Source organism: Umezawaea tangerina (genome assembly GCF_003002815.1).
Classification (GTDB): Bacteria; Actinomycetota; Actinomycetes; order Mycobacteriales; family Pseudonocardiaceae; genus Umezawaea; species Umezawaea tangerina.
Genome location: NZ_PVTF01000008.1, coordinates 375102 through 399273, shown reverse-complemented (window position 1 = coordinate 399273; position 24172 = coordinate 375102). Strand labels below are relative to the sequence as shown.

Genomic DNA, 24172 nt, shown 5'->3' with positions numbered 1-24172 from the left:
GCGGTCTGCGGCTTCAGGCGCGCCACTGGTATCACGCCAGGTTCTTCCGATAACCCGCCAGCGGTGGGTAGCCTCAACCGCATGTCCGACCCCAGCGGCGAGCCGACCTTCTGCACCGACGACGCGCCGTTGTCGGCGGCGCTGGCCCATGGCGCCGACGTGGCCCCGCACTTCCACGACTACGGCCAGCTCCGCTACGCCGCGCGCGGAGCCCTGGTCACAGCGACCAGGGCGGGCACCTGGGTGGCGCCGGCCAGTCGGATCATGTGGGTGCCGCCCTTCGCGGTGCACAGCAGCAAGGCGTACGGCGAGACGGACATCCGGGTGCTGTCGCTGCCCGTGGCCCTGACCGGACAGCTGCCGGCCGAGCCGTCGGTCTTCGTGGCGAGCGCGTTGCTGCGCGAGGCCTACCTGGCGCTGATGAGCGAGGGCGAGCCGCTGGAGAGTCCTCGTGCGCGGCTGCTGATCGACGTCGTGCTCGCCGAGCTCGCCCGCGCCGCACAGGAGCCGCTGCGCCTCCCGGAGCCGAGCGACCGGCGTCTCAAGGCGGTCACCGACCTGCTCCACGTGGACCCGGCAAGCCCGGCGACCCTGGCCGAGCTGGGCCACCGCGCCGGCACCAGCGAACGCACCCTGAGCCGGCTGTTCGGCAGCGAGCTGTCGATGAGCTTCCACCAGTGGCGCACCCTGCTGCGCATCCAGCGGGCGCTGATCGAACTCGACGACGGTGCCTCGGTCACCGCCACGGCGATCCGGCTGGGCTGGTCGAACCCCAGCAGCTTCATCGACGCCTTCACCGAGCTGGTCGGTCAGACACCAGGGGGCTATCGCTCGTCGGCCCGGTCCTCCCGCGGCTCCCATGGATGAGGGGCCGGCGGAGTAGCCGTAATTCCTGGCGGAACATCGGTGGCAGCCCAATGGTGCGGGAGCACACGCTGGGTGGGTGACTCCCTCCGCCACCACCCAGAGCGCCTCGCCTGCATCGACGGCCTCGGCCGGTGCGACGCTGAGCGACCTCATCGTCCAGTCGCTGACGCGGCACAGCTCGTCGGAGGCGTTCGTCGCGGGCGACCGGCGACTGAGCTACGCCCAGGTGCGGGACCTGGTCGCGCAGTACATGGGTGCGCTCAGCCGGCGCGGCGTTGGTCTGGGCGTGGGCGTCACCATGCTCAGCCCGAACATGCCTGAGTCCTGGATCGTGCAGGCCGCGACCTACCTCCTCGGAGGGCGCTTCACGGGACTCCAGGCCCTGGCCTCGATGCAGGACCACATCGTGGTCTGCGAGGACGCGGAGGCAGTCGTGCTCGTGGTGTCGGCGCCTCTTGAGGAGCACGGCCGGGAGGTCCTCGACCAGGTCGACTCGTTGCGCCACCTGCTGGTGGTGCCGACCGACGGGGGTCTGCCCGAGGGCGAGTCCTACGCCGCACGGGCGCTCGATGCCGGGCCGGCCACCGAGTCCGACATCGCGTGGCTGCAGTACACCGGCGGCACGACCGGTCGGCCCAAGGGCGTGATGCTGCCGCACCGGGCGATGGCGCAGATCGCGCTCTCGCACCTGGTGGACTTCGAGCAGCCGCACTTGCCGCGCTTCCTGGCCGCGGCACCGCTCACCCACGCCACCGTGCTCAGCGTCGTGCCGGTCCTGCTGCGCGGTGGGACGGTCGTCGTCGAGCAGGGCTTCGAGCCCGGCCGCTTCCTGGACGTGATCGAGGCGGAGCGCGTCAACTGCCTCATGGGGATGCCGACGATGATCTACGCGTTGCTCGACCACGCCAGGCCGGAGACCAGGGACCTGTCGAGCCTCGAGGTGATCTGGTACGCCACCGGGCCGATGTCGCCGGTGCGACTGGCCGAGGCGCGCGAGCGCATCGGGCCGGTCTTCTCCCAGATCTACGGCCAGACCGAGTCGACCGGCATCGGGACTGTGCTGCCCAAGGCCGCTCACGAGACCACTGACCTCGAGCGGCTCGGCTCCTGCGGCCGGCCGGTCCTCGGCAACCGCATCCGGCTGGTCGACGACGGCGGCCACGACGTACCCGTGGGCGAGGTCGGCGAGATCGTCATGCGCAACCGCGGCGTCATGTCGGGCTACCGGAACCTGCCCGAACAGACCGACGAGGCACTGAAGAACGGCTGGCTCCACACCGGCGACCTCGCTCGCCAGGACGACGAGGGTCTGCTCTACATCGTGGACCGCAAGAAGGACATGATCATCTCCGGCGGCTTCAACATCTACGCCAGCGAGGTCGAGACGATCCTGACCGGCCATCCGTCGGTGAGCTCGGCCGCGGTCATCGGCGTACCCGACGAGCGGTGGGGCGAGATCGTCACCGCATTCGTGGTTGCCCGCTCGGGGCAGGAGATCGACGGGCGCTCTCTCCAGGCCTTCGTCAAGCAGGTCAAGGGCTCGATGTACGCGCCCAAGGAGGTCGTGGTCGTCGACTCGCTGCCCCGGACGGCTGTCGGGAAGGTCGACAAGAAGGCACTGCGGGCTCCCTATTGGCGCGACTCGACGCGCAACGTCCACTGACCCATCAGACCCACCCGCAGCATCGAGGAAAGGCGCTCAGCGTTGCGCACGGACACGGCCCCCCGCCTGATCGACTTCCACTCCCACTGGGGCACCGAACGAGGGTGGCGAGGCAGTCCCTACAAAACCGCGGCGGACCGCGAAGCGCTGCGGGGCTACTTCAAGTGGGGCATGAGCTTCGTCAGCGACGAGGAGCAGGCCGAGCAGTTCCGCACGGCGAACGCACGGGTGATGCTGGACTTCGCCTTCACCTACACGTTGGAGGTCGGCGCCGTCCGGGAGCAGCACGACTACGCCTTCGACTTCTCGCGCCGGTACCCCGATGTCGTCCTCGGCCACTGGATCGGCATCGATCCCACGCAGCCGGCCCACGTCAAGGAGTTGGAGCGCTGTCTCAGCGACGGACCAGGGCTGATCGGACTGGCGGTGCACTCGTTCACAGCGGCAGGCACGCCGGACGAGCCGGGCTGGGAGGCCTGCCTGAACCTGTGCCGCGAGGCCGGCCGCCCCGTGCTGATGCACGTCGGGATGTCGGCGACGGGCGCCGGCACCCGCGGCGGCATGGGCATCACCCTGGAGGGCGGCCACCCGCGGTACGTCGATCGGGTGGCCGCGCGCCACCCGGAGCTCAACGTGATCGCGGGCCGCGTGGCCTGGCCCTGGCAGTCGGAGATGATCGCGACGGCCCTGCACAAGGGGAACGTCTGGATGGAGCTCCACGGTTGGTCCCCGCGCTACTTCCCCGACGAGCTCAAGCGCGAGATCGGTAAGCGGCTGCGCAAGCGCGTCTTCTTCGGCGCCGACTACCCGATGCTCAGCCACGAGCGGCTGGTCGCCGAGTGGCGCGAGCAGGGCTATTCCGCTGACGTCCTCGACGACGTCTTCACGGGCAATGCCGCGGCTTTCCTCGCCGGGATCGGGTGGCGTGATGGACCTGGGACTGACCGGCAAGGTCGCCATCGTCGGTGGCGGTAGCGACGGGCTCGGTTTCGCGATCGCCGAGCGCCTCCTGGCTGAGGGCGCCCATGTCGCCTTCTTCGCACGGCGCGCGGAGAAGGTCGCCGCGGCGGAGAGGCAGCTCGCCGAGAGGTACGGCGAGGAGCGGGTCCTCGGCCTGGCCGCCGACTGCTCGAGCGCCGCGGACCTGGAAGGGGTGACCGCCTCGACGCTGGAGCGGTTCGGGGACGCCGTCCACGTGCTGGTGACCAACGACGGCGGGCCGCCGATCCGGCGGATCTCCGAGCTCACCGACGAGGTCTGGTTGCAGGCCTTCGAACGGCACTTCTTCTACGTCGTCAGGTCCGTGCGGGCCACGCTGCCGCACATGACGGCCGAGGGCGGCAGCATCCTCAACGTCGTGTCGGCGGTCGCCCGGCGTCCCGCGGTCGGCATGGCCGCGCCGACGACGGTGTGGTCGGCGGTGATCGGCTACGCGCAGACCCTCGCACTCGAGGTCGGTGCGCAGGACATCAGCGTCAACACGCTGCTGGCCGGCTACTTCGACACGTCGCTGCTCGCCAAGACCATCGAACGTCAGCCCGAACTGTCCAAGGAGCGGCTGGGGACCACGGCGCCGCTGGGTCGCATCGGCGCACCCCGGGAGTTCGCGGACCTCGTCGCCACACTGGTCTCGCCGGGCGCGAGGTTCGTGACCGGCACGGTGACCCCGGTCGACGGAGGCGCCAGCATCGGGATGGGCGCCAGTTTCGACTCCGCGGCTCCCGCACCGAAGGGGTCCCGGTCGTGAGGCTGTCGACCATGCTGGCCCACGGAGGTAATCCACGGGCGGCCGCGGAGCAGGTCGTTGCCTTCGAGGCCGCCGGGCTCGACACGGTGTGGGTCGGGGAGGGCTACGGCTTCGACTCCCCGACGCTGATGGGCTACCTGGCGGCGCGCACCTCGACCGTCGAGATCGGGTCGGCGATCCTCAACGTCTACTCCCGCACGCCGACCCTGCTCGCCCAGACCGCAGCGGGCCTCGACAGCGTCTCCGGCGGCCGCGCCGTCATCGGCCTGGGCGCCTCCGGACCGCGGGTCGTCGAGGGCTGGCACGGCGTGCCCTACGCCCGACCCGTCGGTCGGACCAAGGAGGTCGTGGGGATCATGCGCTCCGCCCTGCGCCGTGAGCCGATCGAGCACGACGGCCCGTCCTTCCAGGTGCCGCTCCCTGGGAGCCTTGGCAGGCCGCTCAAGCTGATGAGCAGGCCGCCGCGTCCCGCGGTCCCGATCTACCTCGCCGCCTTGGGCCCGAAGTCGGTCGAGGGCGCCGCGTCGTACGCCGACGGCTGGCTGCCGTTCCTCTACTCGCCCGAGGACGCCGCTCGGGTATGGGGAGACGCGCTCGCCGCCGGCGTGGCCGCGCGCTCCGCGGATCTCGCGCCGCTGGAGGTCGTGGCCGGTGGCGTGGTGGCCATCGGAGAAGACGTGAAGGGCGTCCTCGACCTCGTCCGCCCGGTGTTCGCCCGCTACGTCGGCGGCATGGGCGGTCGCGGCGAGAACTTCTTCAACGACCTCGTTCGTCGGTACGGCTACGAGGACGAGGCCCGGCGGATCCAGGAGCTCTACCTCGACGGCAAGAAGCAGGAGGCCGAGGCCGCCGTACCGCTCGAACTGCTGGAACGCACCAATCTCGTCGGCCCGGCGTCGTACGTCAAGGAACGCGTCGAGGCCTTCCGGGAATCGGGTGTGACCGACCTCCAGGTGACCCCTGTCGGTGACGACGCCGCCGAACTGGTGCGTCTTCTCAAGGAGTGGGTGGCCTGAGCGGGCTCACACCGGTCCCGCCTCCACGGAGGCGCGGTGGGTGGGCCCGAAGTCGGTGCGGGCGACAGGGGTCAGGGCGACCTCGCTGAACAGCAGACCGAGAAGGTCGGCCATCAGGGTGAGGAGTGCGTAGTGATTCACCACCTGTTGTTCTTCTGGTTCCGGAAGGACTCGCCGCAAGCGGAGGTGGAGGAGATCCTGGAGGGTATCCGGAGTTTCGCCACCATCCCCGCTGTCAAGGACGTCTCGATCGGCGAGAACCGTGGTTTTCCGGAGTCGTCTGCCCCGTTCACCCATGCCGCCATCGTTACGTTCGACGATTTGGAAGGCAGGAACGATTATCTCGCCGACGACCTGCACCAGTCCGTTCGGCGCAAGGCGATGTCCGCGCTTGGTGAGTTGAAGACCATCAGCGTCGACACTGGTAGAGCCTCGGAATCCGCCACGCAGGATGAGCCGACCGAATCGCCCCTTGGAACCTCCGCACAGCCAAAAGCTGGGAGCATCTGATCGTGGCCGAGATTCGACCCCGGTCCGCCCAGGTGTGCCCGTGGGACTCGCAGATGGGTTCTCGTGCGCGGCGATGAGCCGGGCGATCGGGGCCACCAGGGTCCCTGCGGCCGGGGCCGCGATGGCGGAATCAGCCCGGCACCGGATCGGGTCGTGTCCCGCGTTGCTGTTTCACGGGACGGTGGTCCGTGGTTGCTCAGTCGTGTCTCGCGCGGAACATCGCGGTGATCTCGGCCGGAATGCGTCCGCGGTAGTTGATGGGGAGTCCGGCGGCCTGGGCCCAGGAGCGGATCTGCCGGTTGCGGGCGGCTTCTCCGGCTGAAGCGCCTGTCGCGGAGGGAGAACGGCGTGTGCTTTCCGCGCGCCGACCGTGCCGGATGAACAGGGCGAGTTCCTGACGGAGCCTGGTCGCGTTGGCCTCCGACAAGTCGATCCGGTAGTGGACACCGTCCAGACCGAAGGTCACCGTCTCGTGGGCTTCGCCACCGTCGAGGTCGTCGACGAACTCGGTAACCGTGCGATAAGCCATCGATGTCCATTCAAGGTGGTCGTCGCCCACTCACCCCCGTGTGCGGGGTCTTCCACCAAGGTGTCCGGGGTCGTGGCAGCACATCGCCGTTGGCTCTGCCTGTGCGCGTCATCGTCGTTCCGACACCCTTCCGGCGACAAGGAATCCGGACGATTCCGGACGGCTCGACGCGGCGGACCGGACCACGCCGACCTCGTGATCATCGCGGGGGTGGCGACCGCTTGTCGTGACCTGGACAGGTGGATGTTCCGATGTCGTCGGATCAGACGGGTGCGATGTCCGGCGGCAGTACAGCTGCCAGTTCGCGCAGCAGCGGCAGCGGAATCCGGGAGTGCTCCGGGAAGCGGTGGTAGGGCTTGATCATCGGGTGGAAGCGCGTCGGTAGTTCGCCCGATCGGGCCAGTGCGGTCAGTGCGGTGCCGATGCGCTGGGCGGGCACCTTGAACGCGAGGTCGTAACCGTCCACTTCGGACACAGTCGGAAGCCATTCGTCGAGGAACGCCTCCGCCTGGGGGCGGTAGTCGGTGAGGGCGTCGGCGAAGGTCGAGCACAGGGCGAGCGTCGCGGCGTTCGGGTCGCCGTTGAGGTGGCGGACGGTCAGGGTGATCGACTCTTCGGTGCCGTTCGGCTGTCTGGGCGCGAACACCTCGGCGAGGGCGGTCCAGGCGTCTACTTCGGCAAGGGCGGTGAGGGCTGGTTCCTGGTGGCCCTGGGCGAGCAGGTCGGTTTCGAGGACGTACCAGAGCAGGCCTCGGGACGTGCGTCGGGTGAGTTCGCCGGTGGCGGTGCCGAGCAGGCGGTGGGTCGCGGCCAGTGTCGCCGGGGCGTCGATGGACAGGTAGGAGGCGTCGGTGCCGGTGATCGCCTCCGGGGCGGCGCGCAGCGCGGTCTCCAGGGTGGTGCGCTGGTCGGGCGTCACCTCGTCCGGTGACAGCGGGCGGTAGGCGTCGCCGCTGGGGCGGAACTGGCGGGCCATGCGTTCGAGGAGTCGGGAGTAGAGGTTCGGCAGGGTGTTGTCGGGTGCCGTGAGCAGCCCGTCGTCGTCCGTGCCGAAGGTCCACGCGGAGGCGGCCAGGTCGGCGAGATCCGCGGTCCACGCGTCGAGCACGGGGTACTCGCCCTGCGCGAGGTGGTGGAGCAGGGCGAACGCGTGGTCGTCGGGGAATCCGGAGTAGACCAGGCATGCCGCGGCGGCGCCTCGCACGTGCAGCGACGGGCTGCTGGTCATCAGGTCTCGCGCGGCGGCGAGGTGGTCCACCTTCGGGCCGGTGTGCTTCGCGGTGCCGGGGGTGACGTCGTTGTCCCGTGCGGCGAGGAAGGCGTGGGCCAAGCACAGACCCGCGGTGGCGTCCGGGGTGAGCGCGGGGAGTTCTTTGGGTTCCCGGCCCAGGAGGACCAGCAGCCGCAACGCCTCCTCGTCGCCGGTGCGGGTCCACATGGCCTCGACGTCGGCGGCGAACTCGGCCACGGCTCCCGCGTACTCGCTGGTGGCCTTGGCGACGTCGTCGGGTCGGGTCACGAAGTGCGTCTCGCCGACGGCGATCCTGGCCAGGAACACCAACGCCGACGGGGTGTCGCGGCGGACGAGCTCGGCCAGGAACGGGATCGCGGCCTCCGACGCCGTGTACACCGAGCCCTGGTGCGTGGTGGCCGAGTACAGGCCGTAGACACCGAAGTCCCGGTCGCCGGCGTCGTCGCTCGTGAGCGCCTCGATGAACCACGGAGTCATGTGGGCCGTGCCGTACGCGTCCTCTAGGGCGGCCCAGTCCACGTCGTGCACCCCGGCGGGCGGTGTCGTGGTGCCGCGCAACGGCGGCCGCTCGACGTCGTCGCCGTCGCTCTCGTCGTCGAGCTCAAGCGGTTCGAAGGCGGGCAGGTCGTCAGCGTCGAACACGGGTGGTCCCACCAGGTCGGGAACAGTGGCGTGGAGGCTAGCAGGGCGCTACCGCACGCCCTTGATGAACATCACGCACACCGCGCCCAGCGAGACCAGCACGATCCCCAGCGGGAACAGGACGGCGTAGGAGCCGACGGCGCCGATCAGCGCGCCGGCGACACCGACCCCCAGGGTCTGGGAGAGCGTGGTGGTCATGTTGATGATGCCGAGGTCCTTGCCCGCGTCGTCCTGGGACGGCAGCACCTTCGTGATCAGGACGTAGTCCACGGCACCGAACGACGCGAAGCCCAGTCCGATCAGGAAGCTGTAGGCGAGCAGGCCGATGAACGTGGGGAACACCAGTGGCAGCACGAAGGCGACGACCATGATGGCCGAGCTGGCGTAGATCAACGGGCGGGTGGCGCGCAGGCGGTCGGTCAGCCAGCCCGCCAGCGGTGTGCCGATGAGGGAGCCGACCAGGCTGGCGAGGCTGACCGCGGGCATGCGCGCCACCGCCGCGTCGCCGAGGCCGAGGTAGTCCTGCAGCACGTAGAGCAGGTACACGGTGGTCGGGAAGAACCCGGTCATGAACAGGAACCTGCCCAGGAACACCAGCCCGAAGGCGGGGTGCTTGACGGGGTTGACCCAGAACGTCCTGAGCAGGGGCCCGAGGCGGAAGGCTGACGTGGGTGTGCCGACGTTGGAGCGGCGGTTCACCAGGACGAAGGCGGTGACGGCGAGGACCAGCAGCACGCTCACCAGGAGGTAGCCGACGGTGAGCCTGGTGGCGAAGGCCGCGCCGACCGCAGAGCCGAGCAGCATGCCCCCGAGGTGGCTGAGGCCCAAGCCGGCGGAGAAGATCCCGCGGCGGGCAAGCGGGACCCGTTCCGGGATGTGCACGAGCAGCGGGGTGAAGATGAAGTTGGTGCTCGCCTGGACGAGCGTCCAGTAGACCATCAGCTCGGTGGTGCTGGAGGCGCGGCCGATCAGGAACGCGAGCACGAGCGTCACGACGGCGCCGCCGAGCATCCAGGGTCCGCGTCCGCCGATCCGGCTGCGGGTGCGGTCGCTCAGCGCGCCCGCGAGCGGTGCGGAGAGCAGGGCCCCGATCGCGCCGACGGCCAGGACCTTGGCCAGTCCGCCCGCGGCGCCTTCGGGGTCGAGCTGCTTCACTTGCAGGGCAAGGAAAACCGAGGACAACGCGGACCAGAACAGGAACAGCACGACCGCGGTGAGGACGAGCGTGGACAGCAGCGGGAACAGGCGGTTCTCCCGCAGGCCGGGGAGTCCTCTCCCGTCGTGCGGGTCGTTGGTGGTGGCTTCGGGTTCGTGCGACGCGACGGACATGGGTGCTCCTTCACACGGCGGTCCGGTGGCTGGTGGGAGGGTCGGTTCAGGCCATGGCGGCTTCGAGGACGGCGGAGGCCGCGATGGCGCCCCGGACCGACATGGCGACGCTGGTGAGGGTGGGGTTGCAGCTCAGGTCGGCCGGGATCACGCCGTTGCACGCGACGTGGAGGTTGTCGTACCCCCACACCCGTGAACCGCTGTCGCAGACCGAGGTCCCGTCGTCCTCGGCGCCCATCCGGACGGTGCCGAGGTAGTGCAGCGACATGCCGTGGGGTTGCCTCACCGGTGTCACGTCCGACGCGCCGAGCACCTCGGCGGCGCGGACCACGTTGGCGGTGGCGAGGTCGGCCAGCTCGTGGTCGCGGTCGGTCAGCGAGTAGTCGAACTCGATGGCGGGCATCCCGTACCGGTCGCTCTTGTCGGCGCGGAAGCGCACGCGGTCCTCGTAGCGCGCCTGCTTGGGCAGCATGTAGCCGAACATGGTCACCCCCACCGGACGCGGCCTGCCTTCACGCTGGACCGCGGCCTGGCCGAACTGGCTGTGCAGGGGGTGGGTGTCGGGGTTGAACGGGATGGTGCCCAGGCCGTTGGACGCCGTTCCGGTGGTGTTGTTCAGGCTGCGGCCCGCTCCGAAGATCTCGGAGATGTCCTCGGGGGCGTCCAGGTACTCCGGGGTGAACGAGCCCGCGATCACGAGGTGGTCGCCCAGGTAGCGGCCGAGGGCGGGTGGCCGGATGCCTGAGTTCCACAGCAGCTGCGGGGTGCGCAGCGAGTCCGCGGCGACGACCACGACCGAGGCGGCCACCGTCGTCGTGGATCCGTCCACAAGGGACCGCAGGGTCGCGGCACGGACGCGGCCGTCCTCCTCGTGCAGTGCGGTGCAGAGGGTTTCCGCGGCGATCGTGAACGTGTCGCGGGGTTCGGTGGCCAGTGCGCCGAGGATGGTGTCGCTGCCCGACCAGTGCACGGAGCCGTCCGGTGTGCTCCGCCGGGCGACGGGCATGTTGCCCGAGCGGCGGTCGGCGGGGAGGGAGGCGTCGAAGGTGGCCGAGACCCTGCGGAGGCATTCCGCCCAGTGGGCCGCGGTGGTCAGCGGACCGTCGTTCGCCCCGAGCAGGCGACGGCCCCGGTCCAGGACCCGCGCCCATTCCTCGCGGGGGACGAACCGCGGCAGCTCCGCCGGGTGCGGGTCCGGTGTCGCGCAGGCCCAGTGGCGGCCCATTCCCCCGACGTTGGAGGAGAGCGCGGCGGCGGGGAGGGTGCCGGCGTCGTTGCGGGCTGCCGCGTCGCGGTCGACGAAGAACGTGCCGGCCGCGGGGACGGCGCCCGCGCGTTCCTGGCGCAGGTGCGTGCCGACTTCGGCGGAACGGGTCGAGTCGCCGCCCTCGGACCCGACGACGGTGCGGCGGAGCTCGTCGGGGTCGGTGATGTTGCGGGTGTGCAGGCCGGGGACGGTGGTGAGGCGCGGCCCGGCCTCGACCATCAGGATGCGGGCGCGGGGGTGGTGTTCGCTCAGGACGCGGGCGTAGGTGGCCCCGTTCGGCCCGGAGCCGACGATCAGCACGTCGACCTGCGCGGGGATCGGCAGAGGGGTGCGCGGTCCGGCGAAGACGGGGCCGGTGTTCGCTGTCGTGGTCATCGGCCGTGCTTCTCCAGGAGGGCGAACAGCGTGCGCGCCGTCCGCTCGGAGGGCACGTCCTTGATGAACCAGCCCTCGTACTCCCCCGCCACCGAGCCGTCGAACCCGTGGTCGGCGAGCATGCCCATCAGCTCCCGGTAGGGCGTGTTGGGCTCGTCGCCGTTCTCGTCGAACATGTGCGCCTTGGCGTGGCAGTGCACGGTGTACTCGAGCAGCGGCTCGAAGGTGGACAGTTCGTTGGGGTGGATCTGGCCCGGCGCGTTCGGGCCCTGCCAGCAGGAGAAGTCCGGGACGAGCCGGAACCACGGCGAGTCGACGGCCTCCAGCGCCTCCAGGTAGTACTCGGGAGGGTGGGGGGCGTGCAGTTCGACGCCCCAGATGACGCCGTACTTCTCCAGTGCGGGCAGGACGCTGGTGACGTAGTCGACCAGGATGCCGACCGGGCTGGCGTTGAACGCGGGACGCATGACCTTCGCGCCCAGGTAGCTCGTCATGGCGATCATCCGCTTCGCGTGGTGCACCATCTCGTCCTGCGTCTGCGGGCGGTCGCTGCGGACGTTCCTGCCGAAGTAGCAGCTGAAGCAGAAGATCTCCATGCCCAGCGACGCGACGAGCTCGCGGATGGCGGTCAGGTCGTCCAGGCTGGGGTTGGGCCACCCCGGGATGTGCTGTTCGGCGATGATCTCGACGCCGTCGCAGCCGATCTCGGCGGCCGCGCGAATGGCGTCGTAGACGTCCATGCGGCCCGCGTGGACGTCCGCGCCGAACGAGTACAGGCTGAGTCCCAGTTTCATTTCTCGAACTCCATCTCGCCGGTCAACCGGTACGGCAGGGTGTCGTCGGGAAAGCCGTAGCTGAACGTGGTGCGCATGTCGATGTCGATGTTCACGACGTTCTTCTCGGCGAGGACCCCGCTCAAGGCGGGGTCGGTCAGGAACAGTTCCGCGACCTCGCCCATGCCCCACCACAGTTCGTGCATGGCCTTGGCGCAGGCGATGGGGAGCGTCTGGCCGCGCAGTGAGATCAGGGTGTTCTCCTCGGGCACGGGATGACCGTTCACCGTGATCCTCATCGAGGTCACGGTGGACAGGTGCGTGCCGGTGTACCAGGGGTTCCGGATGAGCATTCGCCAGCCGGGACCTGCGGTCTCGAGCCGATTCGAAGCGAGCAGGTCGCGTTGGCCGAGTCCGGAGAAGACGCGAATCCCCTGCTTGGCCCGGTCGGCCTGGTCCCTGTTGGTCCGAGGTGCGCGGTGCGGTGTCTCGATGGGCATCTACCTGGCCTCCAGCAACTGTACCAACTGGTTGGTCTAGTGAACGTGAAAGCTAGCACCGGCCCATTTCCGTGTCAACGGGATGTTTAGCGCGAAGGCGGGACTGATCGGTTTGACAAGTGGTCAAATCGGGCAATACGATTGACTCAGTTTTCGCGAAAACGACCTGGAGGACTGCTTTGACCGGCGCCGCAGAACTGGGGGCAAGAGGAAAGCGCACCCGCGAGCGGCTGGTGGTGTCCGGTTTCTCGCTGTCCATCAAGAACGGGGTGGCGAGCGTATCGCTGGACGACATCCTGCGGTACAGCGAGGTGAAGAAGGGCGCGTTCTACTACTACTTCGACACCAAGGAACAATTCATCCAGGCCTGTTTCGAGGAGTGCTACCTGAAACCGGTCTCGGACGCGTTCGCCGAGTTCGAGAAGAACGAGGCGAACTCCACCGCGGACATCCTGCGCTTCTTCACGACCTTCACCTCCAAGGTCAGGGAGAAGATGGACGCGCGACTGGGCGTGCACGCCGTGGAGCTGGAGGACGTGTTCTCCAACATCGCCTACATGTCACGGCAGGACAACTTCATGGCCGGTCACTTCCTCGAGTTCCACGAGAAGCAGCGGGCGTTCGTGGAGGGCTGTCTGGTCAGGATGCGGGACCGCGGCGAGGTCGCCGAGGGCGTGGACTGCGCGGAGATGGCGAGCATGATGTGCTGCTGCCGCGAGGGTGCTCTGACGATGTCCGCGCGCGGCATGGACATGGACTTCGAGGCCGTGATGGCCGGTTTCATGCGCCACTTCGACCAGCTCCTGGCGGGCCCGCGGTAGGAGCTGCCGCGGGGTCATGGTCGCTCCGCGAACCGTTGCAGGCCCACCGCGCGCAGCAGTTCCAACGCCCGCGCGCTGGGCGTGCCCGGCTCGGCCGAGTAGATGATCAGCACCTGGTCGTCCTTGTCGAGCTGGAGGTGGTCGCAGTCGAGCACGATCTCGCCCAGTTCTGGGTGGTGGATCGTCTTGCGCTCGCTGCGGTGCTCCTCGACGTCGTGCCCCTCCCAGAGGTCGGCGAACCGCGGGCTTCCCGCCAGCAGCGCGCCGACCAGGCGGCGCAGCCCCGGATCGTCCGGGTAGCGCGCGGAGGCGCGCCGCAGGTCGGCCACCAGGTGCGCGCTGATGCGCGCCCGGTCGACCGGGTCCATCCACCTCCGGCCCGCACCGCCGAGGAACGCCTGCCACGCCACGTTCCGCTCGGCGTGCGGCACGGCGGAGTAGTCGCCCAGCAGCGCCGCGGCCACCGGGTTCCAGGCCAGCACGTCGGTCTTCGCGTCGATGAGCATCGCGGGCACGTCGGCGAACCGGTCGAACAGGCGCAGCACGCTCGGTCGCACCGTGGCGCGGATCCGCCCGGCACCCGGTGGGCTCACCCCGGCCAGCCGGAACAGGTGGTCGCATTCGGCCTCGGACAGCCGCAGCGCCCGTGCCAGCGCACTCAGCACGACCTCCGACGGGTGGGGCCCACGGGCCTGTTCCAGCCGCACCAGGTAGTCGACCGACACTCCGGCCAGGTGGGCGACCTCTTCCCGCCGCAGACCGGGTGTGCGCCTGCGCAGCCCGGCGGGCAGCCCGACGTCGGACGGGTTGATCCGCTCCCGCCACATCCGCAGCGCGGCACCCAGTTCTGTCCGGTCCATGGGCCCAGCATGGCCCACGGCGGCCGCCGGAGCGTGGTACCGCCGATCCCTGGCACCGCGCCGAGGCCTGTTCGATCGTGGGGACCATGAAGAACACGACGATCGCGCTGATCACCGGTGCGAACAAGGGACTCGGCCACGAGTCGGCCCGGCGGCTGGCCGGACTGGGGTGGACGGTGCTGCTCGGCAGCCGGGACGCCGGGCGTGGGGCCGCCGCCGCGGCGGAGATCGAGGGGGACGTGCACAGCGTCGTCATCGACGTGACCGACGACGACTCCGTGGCGACCGCGGCCAAGACGATCGAGCGCCGCTGGGGCAGGCTGGACGTGCTGGTCAACAACGCGGGCATCACCGGTCAACGCGTCGGGCCGCGCGACACCACCGCCGACCACATGCGGATCGTCCTCGACACCAACACCATCGGCGTGGTCAGGGTGACGCACGCGTTCCTGCCCCTGCTCGACCTCTCGGCCGCGCCCCGGATCGTGATGGTCACCAGCGGCATGGGCTCCTTCGCCCTGACCGGCGACCCGAGCCGGGAGGAGTCGACCATCGTCGCGCTCACCTACCCCGCGTCCAAGGCCGCCCTCAACATGATCACGACCCAGTACGCGAAGGCCCTGCCGCGCTTCCGCGTCAACGTCGCCGACCCCGGCTACACCGCGACGGACCTCAACGGCCACAACGGCACCCAGACCGTCACCGAGGGAACCGACGGCATCATCGCCCTCGCCACCCTCGCACCCGACGGCCCCACCGGCACCTTCATCGGCCGCTCGGGCCCGTTGCAGTGGTAGCGGCGGCGCCGCGCAACACTGGCGGAACGCCCGCGGTGGCGACGAGGGCGTCGGCTTGACCGGGGCGCCGCCGAATGGGATCAGGTGCCGGTCCTCGCTGTGGAAACAGGTAGCCGACAGACCTGCGAAAACAGTCAGCGCACTGTCATTGTGGACGGTAATGCTCGATACTCCATTTCGGACAAGCCAGAGCGGATCCGGCCGGAATATCCATGGCCGAAATCGGACATCCGCATCCTTTGAAATTCTTGTGGATTACCCTCTCGCAGGACGTAAACCCCACTAGAGTACTCATGTCCGATGAATACATCTCGAGGGGACGCGCGATGAAGTTTTGGAAGATGGCCGCTTCGGCGGCTCTGGTCGTCAGCACCGTGCTGGGTACGGGGTGGGTCGGCGCAGGTTCAGCCGCGGCGGCGACCGGAAGCTGGGTCGCGTACAAGAAGAGCCCGTTCGAAGTCGGCACTTCCACCTGGCACTGCGGTCAGACCTGGCCGGTCGGCAGCAACCTGCTCGCGCAGGTCTGCGTGGTCCGAACGGCCGATGAACACTACGCCCAGTCGGCGGTGATCGTGCGGAACAACAACTCCTTCCTCGTCGGGATGACAGCCCAGTCCGACCTTTCGAGGGGCGATGAGTTCGTGGACCGGTGGTCATGTGCGAGTTCAGGGGTCGCGGCGAACTCGTGGTCGGTCTGCTTCGGAGCGACCGGCAACTACTGGGCGTACTACGTGAAAGCCCGAGGGGATGCCAACCTGGTGTCCCTTCCCGAATCACCTTGGGCGTGACCCGGACCGCACACTGTCGTTGAATTTCAGACAAAACTGGACCAGCGGATGAGCGAACAAAAATGATCAGCGAGGGGTTGGCTCGGGTCATGATTTTCGGATCCGGGCCAACCCAACTGGTAGAAGTGTTCAGCAGACGATCTGCCACGCGTCATCACGGCTTCAAGCCGCCGGGCCACAGGAAGTCGTCCGGGGGCACTGCGGTCCCGTGGAACCAGGCCGCGAGGAACCCGGTGAGGTCCTGTCCGCCGACCTGCTGGGCGAGGTGTTCGAAGCGCGGCCACGACGCGGTGCTGTGGCGGTTCTCCTGTGCCCACCGGGTGAGCAGCCGACCGAACGCCTCCGTGCCGATCTTCCGGTGCAGGGCGTGCAGCGCCAGTGGTCCTCGGTCGTACATCTGGAACCCCGGCTGCTTGCCCGCCTGGTAGAGCGGTTCCCGCCAGAACGCGGCGTCCGCCTTCTTCGCGGTGACGATCGACCGGTAGCGCTCGTCGAGGTCGACGCGGTCCTTGGCCTCCTCCCACATCCAGGTGCTGTGGGAGGCGAAGCACTCGGACAGGCAGGCGTCCTCGGGCAGTCGCGCGCCGACCGAGACCCCGTACCACTGGTGCGCCTGCTCGTGCACGACCTGGAGGAGGTCCATGTAGTCGCTGCGGGCGCCGAGGTACACCGGGCGGGTCTGCGGTGAGGTGCCTGGTCCGTCGTTGTTCACGTGCACGAAGACGTTGCCCGCGGCCTCGAAGGGGTAAGTGCCGTAACGGGTCGTGAGGAAGTCCAGGATCTCGGGAAGCCGGTCGGCCAGTGGCGCGGTCTTCTCGCGAAGCCCTGGGGCGTAGGCGTTGACGACGGGAATGCCGTTGGGGAGCGTGGAGCGGTCGACGGTGAACCGGTCGACGGACACGGCGATGTTGTCCGGCGCGATGTCGAGTGCGGCCCACCGCATCGTGGTCGGCCCTGGAGCCTGCTGTTCCCGGCCGACCGCGACGACGTGCCACCCCGCGGGCGCCGTGCCGGTCAGCCGGAAGTCGGCGCGGTCCCGGGCGTCGCCGACGGGGAACCAGGTGCTGGAGGCGCCCTGGAACGCGGTAGCGCCACCGGAGTCCGTCGGCAGCCAGCCGGGACCGGGCTTGCCCTCGTAGTCGACGCGGACGCGGAACCGTGCACCGGGCCGGATCCGCTCGGACGGCGTGATGGCGAGGTCACCACCATTCTGGGCGAACGACTTCACCGGGGTGTCGTCGAGCGTCACCGCGCTGACCACCGGGCCGTCGAGGTGGAGTGCCACCTCGTCCAGAGCGGAGGGCGCCGTCGCGGTGATCACCGCCGAGCCGCGCAGCACACCGTCGTCCGGGCGGTAGTCGATCGTCACGTCGTACTCGGCGATGTCGAGCGGTCCGGTGGCCGACGTCGGCGTCAGCAGTCCTGTGGCCGCGGCGATCAGCGCGGCTGTCAGTGCGGGTTTCATGACGCCGACCCTGCCGCCGCGGTGTCGGGTTCCCTCTCCGGTCGTGTCGCGGTTGCGTCGCGAAGGCTCCGCCACACGCCGATCGGCGTCAGCCGCCCGTGGTGATCAGCGGGCAGGTCCGCTCGACGTCGGACTCCGCCGCGGGCTGGGTGAAGCGCGCCTGCACCTTCATCGTGCGCGCTCCCCCGCTCTGCACGTGCACGCCGAGAGCCGTGCAGACGATCTGGTCGATGCCCAGCGGTGTCACCTCCTGCACGGTCAGCGGCAGCACCAGTCGGATGACCTGGGAAGACGTCACGACGGTCACCCGTGGTGCCGGGGTGTCGGCGATCTCGCTGTGCAGGCTGGAGGTTCCGGGGCCGGTCAGCAACAGGGACAACGCCTCCGAGATCGACCCGAGCCGGGAGGTCTCGCGCAGTTGCGGTTCCAGTTCTCCGCGTGCGTTCACGAAGTACAGCGTCACGCCGGGCGCCACACCGGTCGGCGGGTCACCACCGTCGACGACACCCGAAGGTCGCACGCCGCAGCCCACCAACAGCAGCACCACCGCCAGCCAGGCCCGCTTCACCCGCGCTCCCCAGCAGGCAACCGCACCACGAACCGCGCGCCGCCGCCGGACCGGTTGGTCGCGGTGATCCCGCCGCCGTGCAGCTTGGCGTTCTCCTGCGCGATGGCCAGCCCCAACCCGCTGCCGGGGGTGCGCGTCCGTGCCGCGTCCGCCTTGTAGAACCGGTCGAACACGTGCGGCAGCACGTGGTCCGGCAGTCCGGGCCCGGAGTCGGTCACCTCGATCGACACCTGTCCGCCCACCGCCTGCACCGCGACGCGCACCGGCGGCGCACCGTGCCGCAGGGCGTTGCCGACGAGGTTGGCCACCACGACATCGAGCCTGCGGCGGTCCAGCCGCGCCCGGAGCGCGGCAGGCGTGTCCACGTCGACCTGGTCGAGCCAGCGCCGGGCCCGCAGGCAGTCCCGCACGGCCACCGCGACGTCCACGTCCTCGATGCGCAGCGCGGCGGTTCCGGCATCGAAGCGCGACACCTCCATGAGGTCCTCCACGAGCCGCACCAGCCGTTGCGTCTCGACGATCGCGAGCTCCGCGGACTCCCTGGCGTCGGCCTGCATCCCGTCCGCGGACATCCCCAGCACCTCCACCACGGCGGTCAGGGTGCTCAACGGGGTGCGCAGCTCGTGCGAGACGTCGGCGACGAACCTGCGTGCGTCGACCTGCATGCGCTGCATCGCGGCCATGCTCGCCTGCACCGACTCCGCCATCTCGTTCACGGTCACCGTCAGGTCGGCGAGCTCGTCCACGCCCTGCGGCTGCGACCGCGCTGCCATGTCCCCCGCGGCCAGCCGCCGGGCGGTGTCCCGCAGGTCGCGCACGGGACGCAGCACGCTCGCCGCCGCCAGCAGCGCCAGGAGCACCGCGAGGGGCAGCGCCAGCCCGGCGGTGAGGGCGGCCGCCCTGGCCATGCCGTCGATCTGCTGCTCGACGGAGGTGAGGTCGCGGGCGGTGTAGACCTCGATCCCGGACGGCGTGCGCGTCCCGTCCACGGCCGTGATCATCACCGGTGTGCCGACGAGCAGCCACGCCGTCCCGTCCGCGGTGATCCGCTGGGTGACCAGCCGCTGTCCCGTGCGCACAGCGGCGCGGAGCTCGGCGGTGGTCCGGTCGGGCCCGTCCGCCGACGCCAGGTCCCGGTAGGTCACCACGGTGTCCGGGCCGACCGCGACGCGCAGCCGTTCCACCGCGTCCTGGTCCGGCGGGTAGGTGAGGCCGGGCGCGACCGCGGCGATCTGGCCGGTGACGGTCTCGGCAAGTCGCTGCTCGCCGGACGTGACGAGCGCGGCGCTCGCGGACCCGGCGCTCGACCAGGCCGCCGCTCCGGCGCCGGACACGGTCACCAGCACGAACGCCACCACCAGCCGGGACCGCAGCCCGCGCGGCCGCCACCGCCCGGTCACACGGGCCCGAACCGGTAGCCGAACCCGCGCACGGTCTGCACGTAACGCGGTGCGGCCGGGTCCTGCTCGATCTTCGCGCGCAGCCGCTGGACGCAGTTGTCGACGAGCCTGGAGTCGCCGAGGTAGTCCTGCTCCCACACCTCCTGCAGCAGCAGCTCGCGGCTGAACACCCGGCCCGGCGCCCTGGACACGGTCAGCAGGAAGCGCATCTCGGTCGGTGTCAGCGGCACCGGCTCACCCCGCACGGTCACCACGAGCCCGGCGGTGTCGATGCGCAGCGCGGCGTGGACCCGGACGTCGGCGGGCACGACGGAGGCCCGGCGCAGGACCGCCCTGATCCGCGCGTCGAGGACCGTCGGCTGCGCGGGCTTCACCACGTAGTCGTCCGCCCCCGCCGCCAGCCCGTCGACGACGTCGAAGTCGTCACCCCTGGCCGTCAGCATGATGACCGGGACGTCGCCGCGGGCCCGGATCTCCCGGCACACCTCGAACCCGTCGATGCCGGGCAGCATCAGGTCGAGCACCACGATGTCCGGAGTGGACGATCGGAACTCGCACAACCCGTCCTCCCCGGTGGGAACGGTCCGCACGACGTGCCCGAGCCGGCTCAGCGCGAGCTCCATGCCGCGCCGGACCAGCGGGTCGTCCTCGATGAGCAGAATCGACGCCACGCGGTCCAGTATCGACAACGACCACCCGGCCCACCGTCGCAGGACCACGTCTTGCTACGCAACCGCGACAAAGCGGCGCAGCCGGCGGCGCGGCCCGGAAGCCGCTTCGACCAAGCTCCAGCCGTGGCGCGGGAGGCACCGGTCAAGGCCACCGTCCTCGACGCGAACGCCCTGCGGGACAACACCTGGCGGAGTGGGCCGCCGAGACCGCACGCCCAGCCGCTCGCTCACGACCACTGTCAGCCTTTCCCCATATGCGACCCTTTTGGTGATTGCCGCGTCGCGGAGCGTGACTAATTCACCTGCGGGTACAATGCGCAAATCACCGTGGCCGCTTCCATAGCACAGCCACGAGGTCGCAAAAGTCTGTTTTCGGCAGCGACGGGATTCGTTGACAACCTTAACCACCGATGAGATGCTCACGGCGTCGGGGGGCACAGCGGATTGCCTTGGGGGGCAATGACCGCGTGCATTTGTTTCCGGTGGACGGATGTCCACCCGGGGGGAATTCACATGTCGCAGCAGGGAGAATTGGACGCTGCCGAACAGGTCGACAGCGGAGATCGAACCACTGAACGGCCGGAGCCCGCGGAGCACCTGATCGACGCCGAGGTCGTCGACGTCGTCATCAGTTCCCTGGGGCCCGCGCTTTCACCGAGGACCGAGGGCGTGAAAGAGGAGCACGTCCGATTGCTGGCCGAATCCGATGATCCACTGCCACCCATCACCGTCCACCGCGACACCCTGCGGGTGATCGACGGGATGCACCGGCTCAGGGTCGCGCAGGCGCGTGGCGAGACCCTTGTGCCCGCGCGTTTCTACTCCGGGGACGAACGGGACGCGTTCGCCCTCGCGGTGCGGCTCAACACCCAGCACGGGTTGCCGCTGTCGCTGCCCGACCGCCTCGCCGCCGCCGCGCGCGTGATGAGGTCCCACCCGGAGTGGTCCGATCGCATGATCGCGGCGTTGGCGGGCCTGGCTCACAAGACGGTCTGGGGCATTCGACACCGGGCAGGCGCCGACCTACCGGAGCGGAGCTTCCGCCGTGGGCAGGACGGCAGGACCAGGCCCGTCAGTTCGGCGGGCGGCAGGCGGTTGGCCGCCGAGCTGATCGTCGAGCGGCCGCAGGCCTCGCTCCGCGAGATATCCCGCGAGGCGGGCATAGCGGTCGCCACCGTCCGCGACGTCCGCGACCGGGTCAGGTCGGGTGCGGACCCGGTGCCCGAACGCCATCGCGGCGACGAGGTGCGGCTGCCGGAACGGCCTCGGCCGCCGCAGACCCAGGCCGTCCAGAACGTCGCCCCGGTCGACCCGCAGGTGGCGCTGCGCGCCCTGCGCCAGGACCCGTCGCTGCGGTTCAACGACGTGGGCCGAGCGGTGCTGCGACTGCTGGAGGCGGGGTCGGTGGATCCCGGTCAATGGGCCAGGTTGGCCACTTCCGTTCCACCGCACTGCGCCGATCTCGTGATCGAGATCTCGCGCGGCTGCGCGGAGGCGTATCTCCAGTTCGCGCAGCAGCTGGAGAAGAAAATGCACTCGGCCATGTGACCGAGGCGCGCGGAAAGATTTCCGTGCACCTCTTGTCCGGACGAGCGGCATCCAGGTGAACTCAACATCGCAAATGGGGAAGTTGTGTCTTTATTAGCTGAGGCTTCAACCATTGTCGACCGCGAGGTGCGTTTCGGCGATGTCGGTTACGGCTTCTACGTCGGACACGGCCGCGGATCGCTTCGCGAGCTGGGCCGGAGGATGAAAGCCCTCGATCCCGACCGCGTGGTGGTCATCGCCGACTCCGCCCTCACCGAGGGGCAGGTCGGCGAGGTCACCCGCCACGTGGGGAAGGTCGCTCCGACAACGGTCCTGACGGTGCACGCCGACGAGCCCGCCAAATCACTGGAGGTGGTCAACTCCCTGGCCGAGCAGGTGTTCCCGACCCGGATCACCCGGCAGTCCGTGGTCATCGCACTGGGCGGCGGACTGGTGGGGAACGTCGCCGGACTGCTCAGCGCGCTCATCTTCCGCGGCATCCGCCTCGTGCACCTCCCGACGACGCTGCTGAACATGTCCGACTCGGTCCTGTCGCTCAAGCAGGCCGTCAACTCCAGTGTCGGCAAGAACCACCTGGGTGCCTTCCACGTCCCGACCCTGGTGTGGAACCACCTGGACTTCCTGCGGACGCTGCCCGTCGACGAGATCCGCTCCGCGCTCTGCGAAATGATCAAGAACGTGCTGTGCGTCGTGCCCGAGCGCTACGACGAGGTCTCCGCCCGGCTCCGCACGGACGGCGTCTACCCCCTGTGCGACATCGCCTGGTTCATCGACCTGTGCGTCGACGCGAAGTCCGCGGTCATGCGGGACGACCCGCGCGAGGAGGCCGAGGGCCTGGTGCTGGAGTACGGGCACACCGTCGGCCACGCCGCCGAACTGGTCACCGGCGGTCGTCTGCGGCACGGCTACGGCGTGGGTCTCGGCCTGCTGGCCGCGGCCCGTGTCTCGCGCGAGCTGGGGTTCCTCGACCAGGCGGACCACGACGCCCACCACGAGCTGCTCCGGCGCAACGGGGCACCGACCAGGCTGCCCGCCGACGCACCGGCGGACGCGGTGTTCGACGCGGTGCGGCTGGACAACAAGCGCGGCTACGTGAAGCCGGCGGAGGGCATGCAGGACATGATCCTGCTGGACGGCCTCGGCAGGCCGCACCGCACCAACGGCACGCTGATCACGCAGGTGCCGCGGGAGGTCGTCCGGCTGGGCATCGACTCCATCGCACGGATCGACGACTCCGGGGAGGTGCTCTGATGGGCACGGTCGTGAGGGGCGCACGCCCACCGTTCGGGCCGATCGTCAACGACACCGGCGGTGCAGGCACCACGTACCGCCACGCGGGCGGGGAAGGCGTCTGCCTGTGGAAGACACTGGTCAACGGCGCGCACCTGGAAGGTGACTGGAACCTGGTCGAACACCTGGTGATCCGGCCGGGTGGATCGGTGGGCGAGCACGTCCACACCCGCACCGAGGAGATCTACTACATCCTGCGGGGCCGGGCCGTGATGACGATGAACGACGTCGAGTTCCCGGTGCGCGCGGGTGATCTCATCACCACGCCCATCGGGGCGGCGCACGCGATCGCGAACCGCGAGGACGAGGACATGCACTTCTTCGTCATCGAGGTCTTCCCCCGCGACGGAGCGGCCGGGCGACCGAGCAGGGTCGCGGTGCCGGAACTGGCGAGCGGCCCGGAGGGTCGGCGGCGCGCCGTCGTCGACCTGCGTCCGCACTTCACCGGTGACTGGCGGACCTTCAGCCTGATCGAGGTCCCCGAGGACGGCACCGCCGTGCGGGAAGCACCACCGGGGAACACCCAGGTGCTGTACGTCGTCAGCGGCACCGTCGAGTTCGAAGTGGACGGTGAGCACCACCGCGGTGGCGCGGGCACCTGCCTCGCGGTCGGGCCCCGAACGACCTGGACGGCCAGGGCGCACAGCGCCCTGACCCTGATCAGCACGGAGGTAGGCGTCCGATGAAGCTGGGACTGGCGGGACGGACCGTGCTGATCACCGGCGCGGCAGGCGGGATCGGCGCGGGCACCGCGTCGGCGTTCGCCGCGGAAGGCGCCCGACTGGGGCTGGTCGACCGGGACGGGGCCGGGTTGTCCGATGTCGCCGACGCGGCCAGGGGGCTGGGCGCCGAGGTGGCCGTGCGCGTCGCCGACCTCTCCACCGCCCAGGGGGTCGCCGAGGGGGTGGCCGGGCTGCTCGACGACCTGGGCGGCACGGCGGACGTGCTGGTCAACAACGTCGGCCAAGCCGTGGTCAGGTCCTTCGACGAGCTCACCGACCAGGACTTCCTGGACACCTTCGAGATCAACTTCCTCAGTGCCGTGCGAGCGATCCGCGTGGTGTTGCCGGGAATGCGCGCCAAGGGGCGTGGCTGCATCGTCACCAACGCCTCGGACCTGGCCCGGCAGCCGGAGGCGGCGCTGATCGACTACCAGGTCTCCAAGGTGTCCCTCATCGGGCTCACCAAGAGCCTGGCGTTGTCCGAGGGGCCCGCGATACGGGTCAACGCCGTGGCGCCGGGCCCGGTCATGACTCCACTGTGGACGCGACCGGGCGGGCTCGCGGACAGCCTCGGCCGACTGCACGGCAGGGAGGCCGCGGAGGCGGTCGAGTACGAGATGAGCAGGCGGCAACTGCCGTTGGGGCGCATGGGCGAACCCGACGAGGTGGCCACCGTGATCGCGTTCCTGGCCTCGGACGCCGCGTCGTTCGTCACCGGCAGCGTCTGGGGCGTGGACGGCGGCACGATCCGCGGCATGGCGTGACCGTCCGG

24 protein-coding genes are annotated in these 24172 nt (G+C 69.8%); 13 read left to right on the top strand and 11 right to left on the bottom strand.

Going from position 1 to position 24172, the window contains the following annotated elements:
• The first annotated feature begins 81 nt into the window (after nt 1-81).
• From CLV43_RS27285 to CLV43_RS27260, 6 genes are all read left to right on the top strand, one after another.
• Nucleotides 82-867: an AraC family transcriptional regulator gene (locus CLV43_RS27285; protein ID WP_106190312.1), complete on the top strand. Its 786-nt coding sequence runs from the start codon at nt 82-84 to the stop codon at nt 865-867.
• A gap of 76 nt (nt 868-943) precedes the next feature.
• Complete coding sequence (locus CLV43_RS27280) at nt 944-2530, top strand: AMP-binding protein (protein ID WP_170156031.1); 1587 nt, start codon at nt 944-946, stop codon at nt 2528-2530.
• Nucleotides 2531-2701: 171 nt separating this feature from the next.
• Nucleotides 2702-3505: an amidohydrolase family protein gene (locus CLV43_RS27275; RefSeq protein ID WP_170156030.1), complete on the top strand. Its 804-nt coding sequence runs from the start codon at nt 2702-2704 to the stop codon at nt 3503-3505.
• Nucleotides 3459-4277: an SDR family oxidoreductase gene (locus CLV43_RS27270; protein WP_170156029.1), complete on the top strand. Its 819-nt coding sequence runs from the start codon at nt 3459-3461 to the stop codon at nt 4275-4277. The genes CLV43_RS27275 and CLV43_RS27270 overlap by 47 nt, the downstream gene beginning before the upstream one ends.
• Nucleotides 4274-5293: an LLM class F420-dependent oxidoreductase gene (locus tag CLV43_RS27265; RefSeq protein ID WP_106190305.1), complete on the top strand. Its 1020-nt coding sequence runs from the start codon at nt 4274-4276 to the stop codon at nt 5291-5293. The genes CLV43_RS27270 and CLV43_RS27265 overlap by 4 nt, the downstream gene beginning before the upstream one ends.
• 132 nt (nt 5294-5425) lie before the next feature.
• Complete coding sequence (locus CLV43_RS27260; protein ID WP_170156028.1) at nt 5426-5803, top strand: Dabb family protein; 378 nt, start codon at nt 5426-5428, stop codon at nt 5801-5803.
• 196 nt (nt 5804-5999) lie between these two features.
• On the opposite strand, the gene CLV43_RS27255 is transcribed toward CLV43_RS27260, so the two are convergent.
• The 6 genes from CLV43_RS27255 to CLV43_RS27230 all read right to left on the bottom strand — a co-directional run bounded on the left by CLV43_RS27255 (nt 6000) and on the right by CLV43_RS27230 (nt 12470).
• Entirely contained in the window at nt 6000-6362 is a 363-nt protein-coding gene (locus CLV43_RS27255; RefSeq protein ID WP_425445778.1) for a histone-like nucleoid-structuring protein Lsr2, read from the bottom strand.
• A 232-nt stretch (nt 6363-6594) separates the two neighbouring features.
• Nucleotides 6595-8226, bottom strand: coding sequence for a hypothetical protein (locus CLV43_RS27250; RefSeq protein ID WP_106190301.1), 1632 nt, complete (start codon nt 8224-8226; stop codon nt 6595-6597).
• Nucleotides 8227-8274: 48 nt separating this feature from the next.
• Entirely contained in the window at nt 8275-9555 is a 1281-nt protein-coding gene (locus CLV43_RS27245; protein ID WP_106190300.1) for an MFS transporter, read from the bottom strand.
• 46 nt (nt 9556-9601) lie between these two features.
• Nucleotides 9602-11197, bottom strand: a complete 1596-nt coding sequence (locus tag CLV43_RS27240) for a GMC oxidoreductase (RefSeq protein ID WP_106190298.1) — start codon at nt 11195-11197, stop codon at nt 9602-9604.
• Nucleotides 11194-11991, bottom strand: a complete 798-nt coding sequence (locus tag CLV43_RS27235; RefSeq protein ID WP_106190296.1) for a sugar phosphate isomerase/epimerase family protein — start codon at nt 11989-11991, stop codon at nt 11194-11196. The genes CLV43_RS27240 and CLV43_RS27235 overlap by 4 nt, the downstream gene beginning before the upstream one ends.
• On the bottom strand, nt 11988-12470 hold the full coding sequence (locus CLV43_RS27230) for a C-glycoside deglycosidase beta subunit domain-containing protein (protein WP_281262180.1): 483 nt from the start codon (nt 12468-12470) through the stop codon (nt 11988-11990). Before CLV43_RS27230 ends, CLV43_RS27235 begins: the two co-directional genes overlap by 4 nt.
• 179 nt (nt 12471-12649) lie before the next feature.
• Here CLV43_RS27230 and CLV43_RS27225 point away from each other — a divergent pair, with 179 nt between their 5' ends.
• Nucleotides 12650-13291 (top strand): TetR/AcrR family transcriptional regulator, encoded by a 642-nt coding sequence (locus tag CLV43_RS27225; protein WP_170156027.1) that lies wholly within the window; start codon nt 12650-12652, stop codon nt 13289-13291.
• 14 nt (nt 13292-13305) lie between these two features.
• Here CLV43_RS27225 and CLV43_RS27220 read toward each other — a convergent pair whose 3' ends face one another.
• Nucleotides 13306-14151 carry a helix-turn-helix transcriptional regulator gene (locus CLV43_RS27220; RefSeq protein ID WP_106190292.1) on the bottom strand — a complete coding sequence of 282 codons (846 nt, stop codon included), beginning with the start codon at nt 14149-14151 and terminating at the stop codon, nt 13306-13308.
• Nucleotides 14152-14237: 86 nt separating this feature from the next.
• Between CLV43_RS27220 and CLV43_RS27215 the strand changes: the two genes are divergently transcribed.
• Nucleotides 14238-14948: an SDR family NAD(P)-dependent oxidoreductase gene (locus tag CLV43_RS27215; protein WP_106190290.1), complete on the top strand. Its 711-nt coding sequence runs from the start codon at nt 14238-14240 to the stop codon at nt 14946-14948.
• Between the two features lie 326 nt (nt 14949-15274).
• Nucleotides 15275-15736: a hypothetical protein gene (locus CLV43_RS27210; protein ID WP_146174920.1), complete on the top strand. Its 462-nt coding sequence runs from the start codon at nt 15275-15277 to the stop codon at nt 15734-15736.
• A gap of 154 nt (nt 15737-15890) precedes the next feature.
• Here the strand turns inward: CLV43_RS27210 and CLV43_RS27205 are convergent, their stop codons facing one another.
• From CLV43_RS27205 to CLV43_RS27190, 4 genes are all read right to left on the bottom strand, one after another.
• Nucleotides 15891-17201 carry a M1 family aminopeptidase gene (locus tag CLV43_RS27205; RefSeq protein WP_106190287.1) on the bottom strand — a complete coding sequence of 437 codons (1311 nt, stop codon included), beginning with the start codon at nt 17199-17201 and terminating at the stop codon, nt 15891-15893.
• An 88-nt stretch (nt 17202-17289) separates the two neighbouring features.
• Nucleotides 17290-17769, bottom strand: a complete 480-nt coding sequence (locus CLV43_RS27200; protein WP_106190285.1) for a hypothetical protein — start codon at nt 17767-17769, stop codon at nt 17290-17292.
• Entirely contained in the window at nt 17766-19169 is a 1404-nt protein-coding gene (locus tag CLV43_RS27195; RefSeq protein WP_106190283.1) for a sensor histidine kinase, read from the bottom strand. Before CLV43_RS27195 ends, CLV43_RS27200 begins: the two co-directional genes overlap by 4 nt.
• The gene (locus CLV43_RS27190) at nt 19166-19840 is read right to left on the bottom strand and encodes a response regulator transcription factor (RefSeq protein ID WP_106190633.1); all 675 of its coding nucleotides are present in this window, start codon (nt 19838-19840) and stop codon (nt 19166-19168) included. The genes CLV43_RS27195 and CLV43_RS27190 overlap by 4 nt, the downstream gene beginning before the upstream one ends.
• A gap of 531 nt (nt 19841-20371) precedes the next feature.
• Between CLV43_RS27190 and CLV43_RS27185 the strand changes: the two genes are divergently transcribed.
• The 4 genes from CLV43_RS27185 to CLV43_RS27170 all read left to right on the top strand — a co-directional run bounded on the left by CLV43_RS27185 (nt 20372) and on the right by CLV43_RS27170 (nt 24164).
• Complete coding sequence (locus CLV43_RS27185) at nt 20372-21388, top strand: ParB/RepB/Spo0J family partition protein (RefSeq protein WP_245887034.1); 1017 nt, start codon at nt 20372-20374, stop codon at nt 21386-21388.
• 201 nt (nt 21389-21589) lie between these two features.
• Entirely contained in the window at nt 21590-22639 is a 1050-nt protein-coding gene (locus CLV43_RS27180) for a 2-deoxy-scyllo-inosose synthase (protein ID WP_146174919.1), read from the top strand.
• The gene (locus CLV43_RS27175; RefSeq protein ID WP_106190278.1) at nt 22639-23364 is read left to right on the top strand and encodes a cupin domain-containing protein; all 726 of its coding nucleotides are present in this window, start codon (nt 22639-22641) and stop codon (nt 23362-23364) included. The genes CLV43_RS27180 and CLV43_RS27175 overlap by 1 nt, the downstream gene beginning before the upstream one ends.
• Nucleotides 23361-24164, top strand: a complete 804-nt coding sequence (locus tag CLV43_RS27170) for an SDR family NAD(P)-dependent oxidoreductase (protein WP_106190277.1) — start codon at nt 23361-23363, stop codon at nt 24162-24164. The genes CLV43_RS27175 and CLV43_RS27170 overlap by 4 nt, the downstream gene beginning before the upstream one ends.
• Nucleotides 24165-24172: the final 8 nt, after the last annotated feature.

Bases quoted from the DNA above. Each gene is read 5' to 3' on its own strand.
- CLV43_RS27285 (WP_106190312.1), top strand. From the start codon at position 82: ATGTCCGACCCCAGCGGCGAGCCGACCTTCTGCACCGACGACGCGCCG.
- CLV43_RS27275 (WP_170156030.1), top strand. From the start codon at position 2,702: ATGAGCTTCGTCAGCGACGAGGAGCAGGCCGAGCAGTTCCGCACGGCG.
- CLV43_RS27270 (WP_170156029.1), top strand. From the start codon at position 3,459: ATGGACCTGGGACTGACCGGCAAGGTCGCCATCGTCGGTGGCGGTAGC.
- CLV43_RS27245 (WP_106190300.1), bottom strand. From the start codon at position 9,555: ATGTCCGTCGCGTCGCACGAACCCGAAGCCACCACCAACGACCCGCAC.
- CLV43_RS27240 (WP_106190298.1), bottom strand. From the start codon at position 11,197: ATGACCACGACAGCGAACACCGGCCCCGTCTTCGCCGGACCGCGCACC.
- CLV43_RS27235 (WP_106190296.1), bottom strand. From the start codon at position 11,991: ATGAAACTGGGACTCAGCCTGTACTCGTTCGGCGCGGACGTCCACGCG.
- CLV43_RS27230 (WP_281262180.1), bottom strand. From the start codon at position 12,470: ATGCCCATCGAGACACCGCACCGCGCACCTCGGACCAACAGGGACCAG.
- CLV43_RS27220 (WP_106190292.1), bottom strand. From the start codon at position 14,151: ATGGACCGGACAGAACTGGGTGCCGCGCTGCGGATGTGGCGGGAGCGG.
- CLV43_RS27215 (WP_106190290.1), top strand. From the start codon at position 14,238: ATGAAGAACACGACGATCGCGCTGATCACCGGTGCGAACAAGGGACTC.
- CLV43_RS27210 (WP_146174920.1), top strand. From the start codon at position 15,275: ATGAAGTTTTGGAAGATGGCCGCTTCGGCGGCTCTGGTCGTCAGCACC.
- CLV43_RS27205 (WP_106190287.1), bottom strand. From the start codon at position 17,201: ATGAAACCCGCACTGACAGCCGCGCTGATCGCCGCGGCCACAGGACTG.
- CLV43_RS27180 (WP_146174919.1), top strand. From the start codon at position 21,590: ATGAAAGCCCTCGATCCCGACCGCGTGGTGGTCATCGCCGACTCCGCC.
- CLV43_RS27175 (WP_106190278.1), top strand. From the start codon at position 22,639: ATGGGCACGGTCGTGAGGGGCGCACGCCCACCGTTCGGGCCGATCGTC.
- CLV43_RS27170 (WP_106190277.1), top strand. From the start codon at position 23,361: ATGAAGCTGGGACTGGCGGGACGGACCGTGCTGATCACCGGCGCGGCA.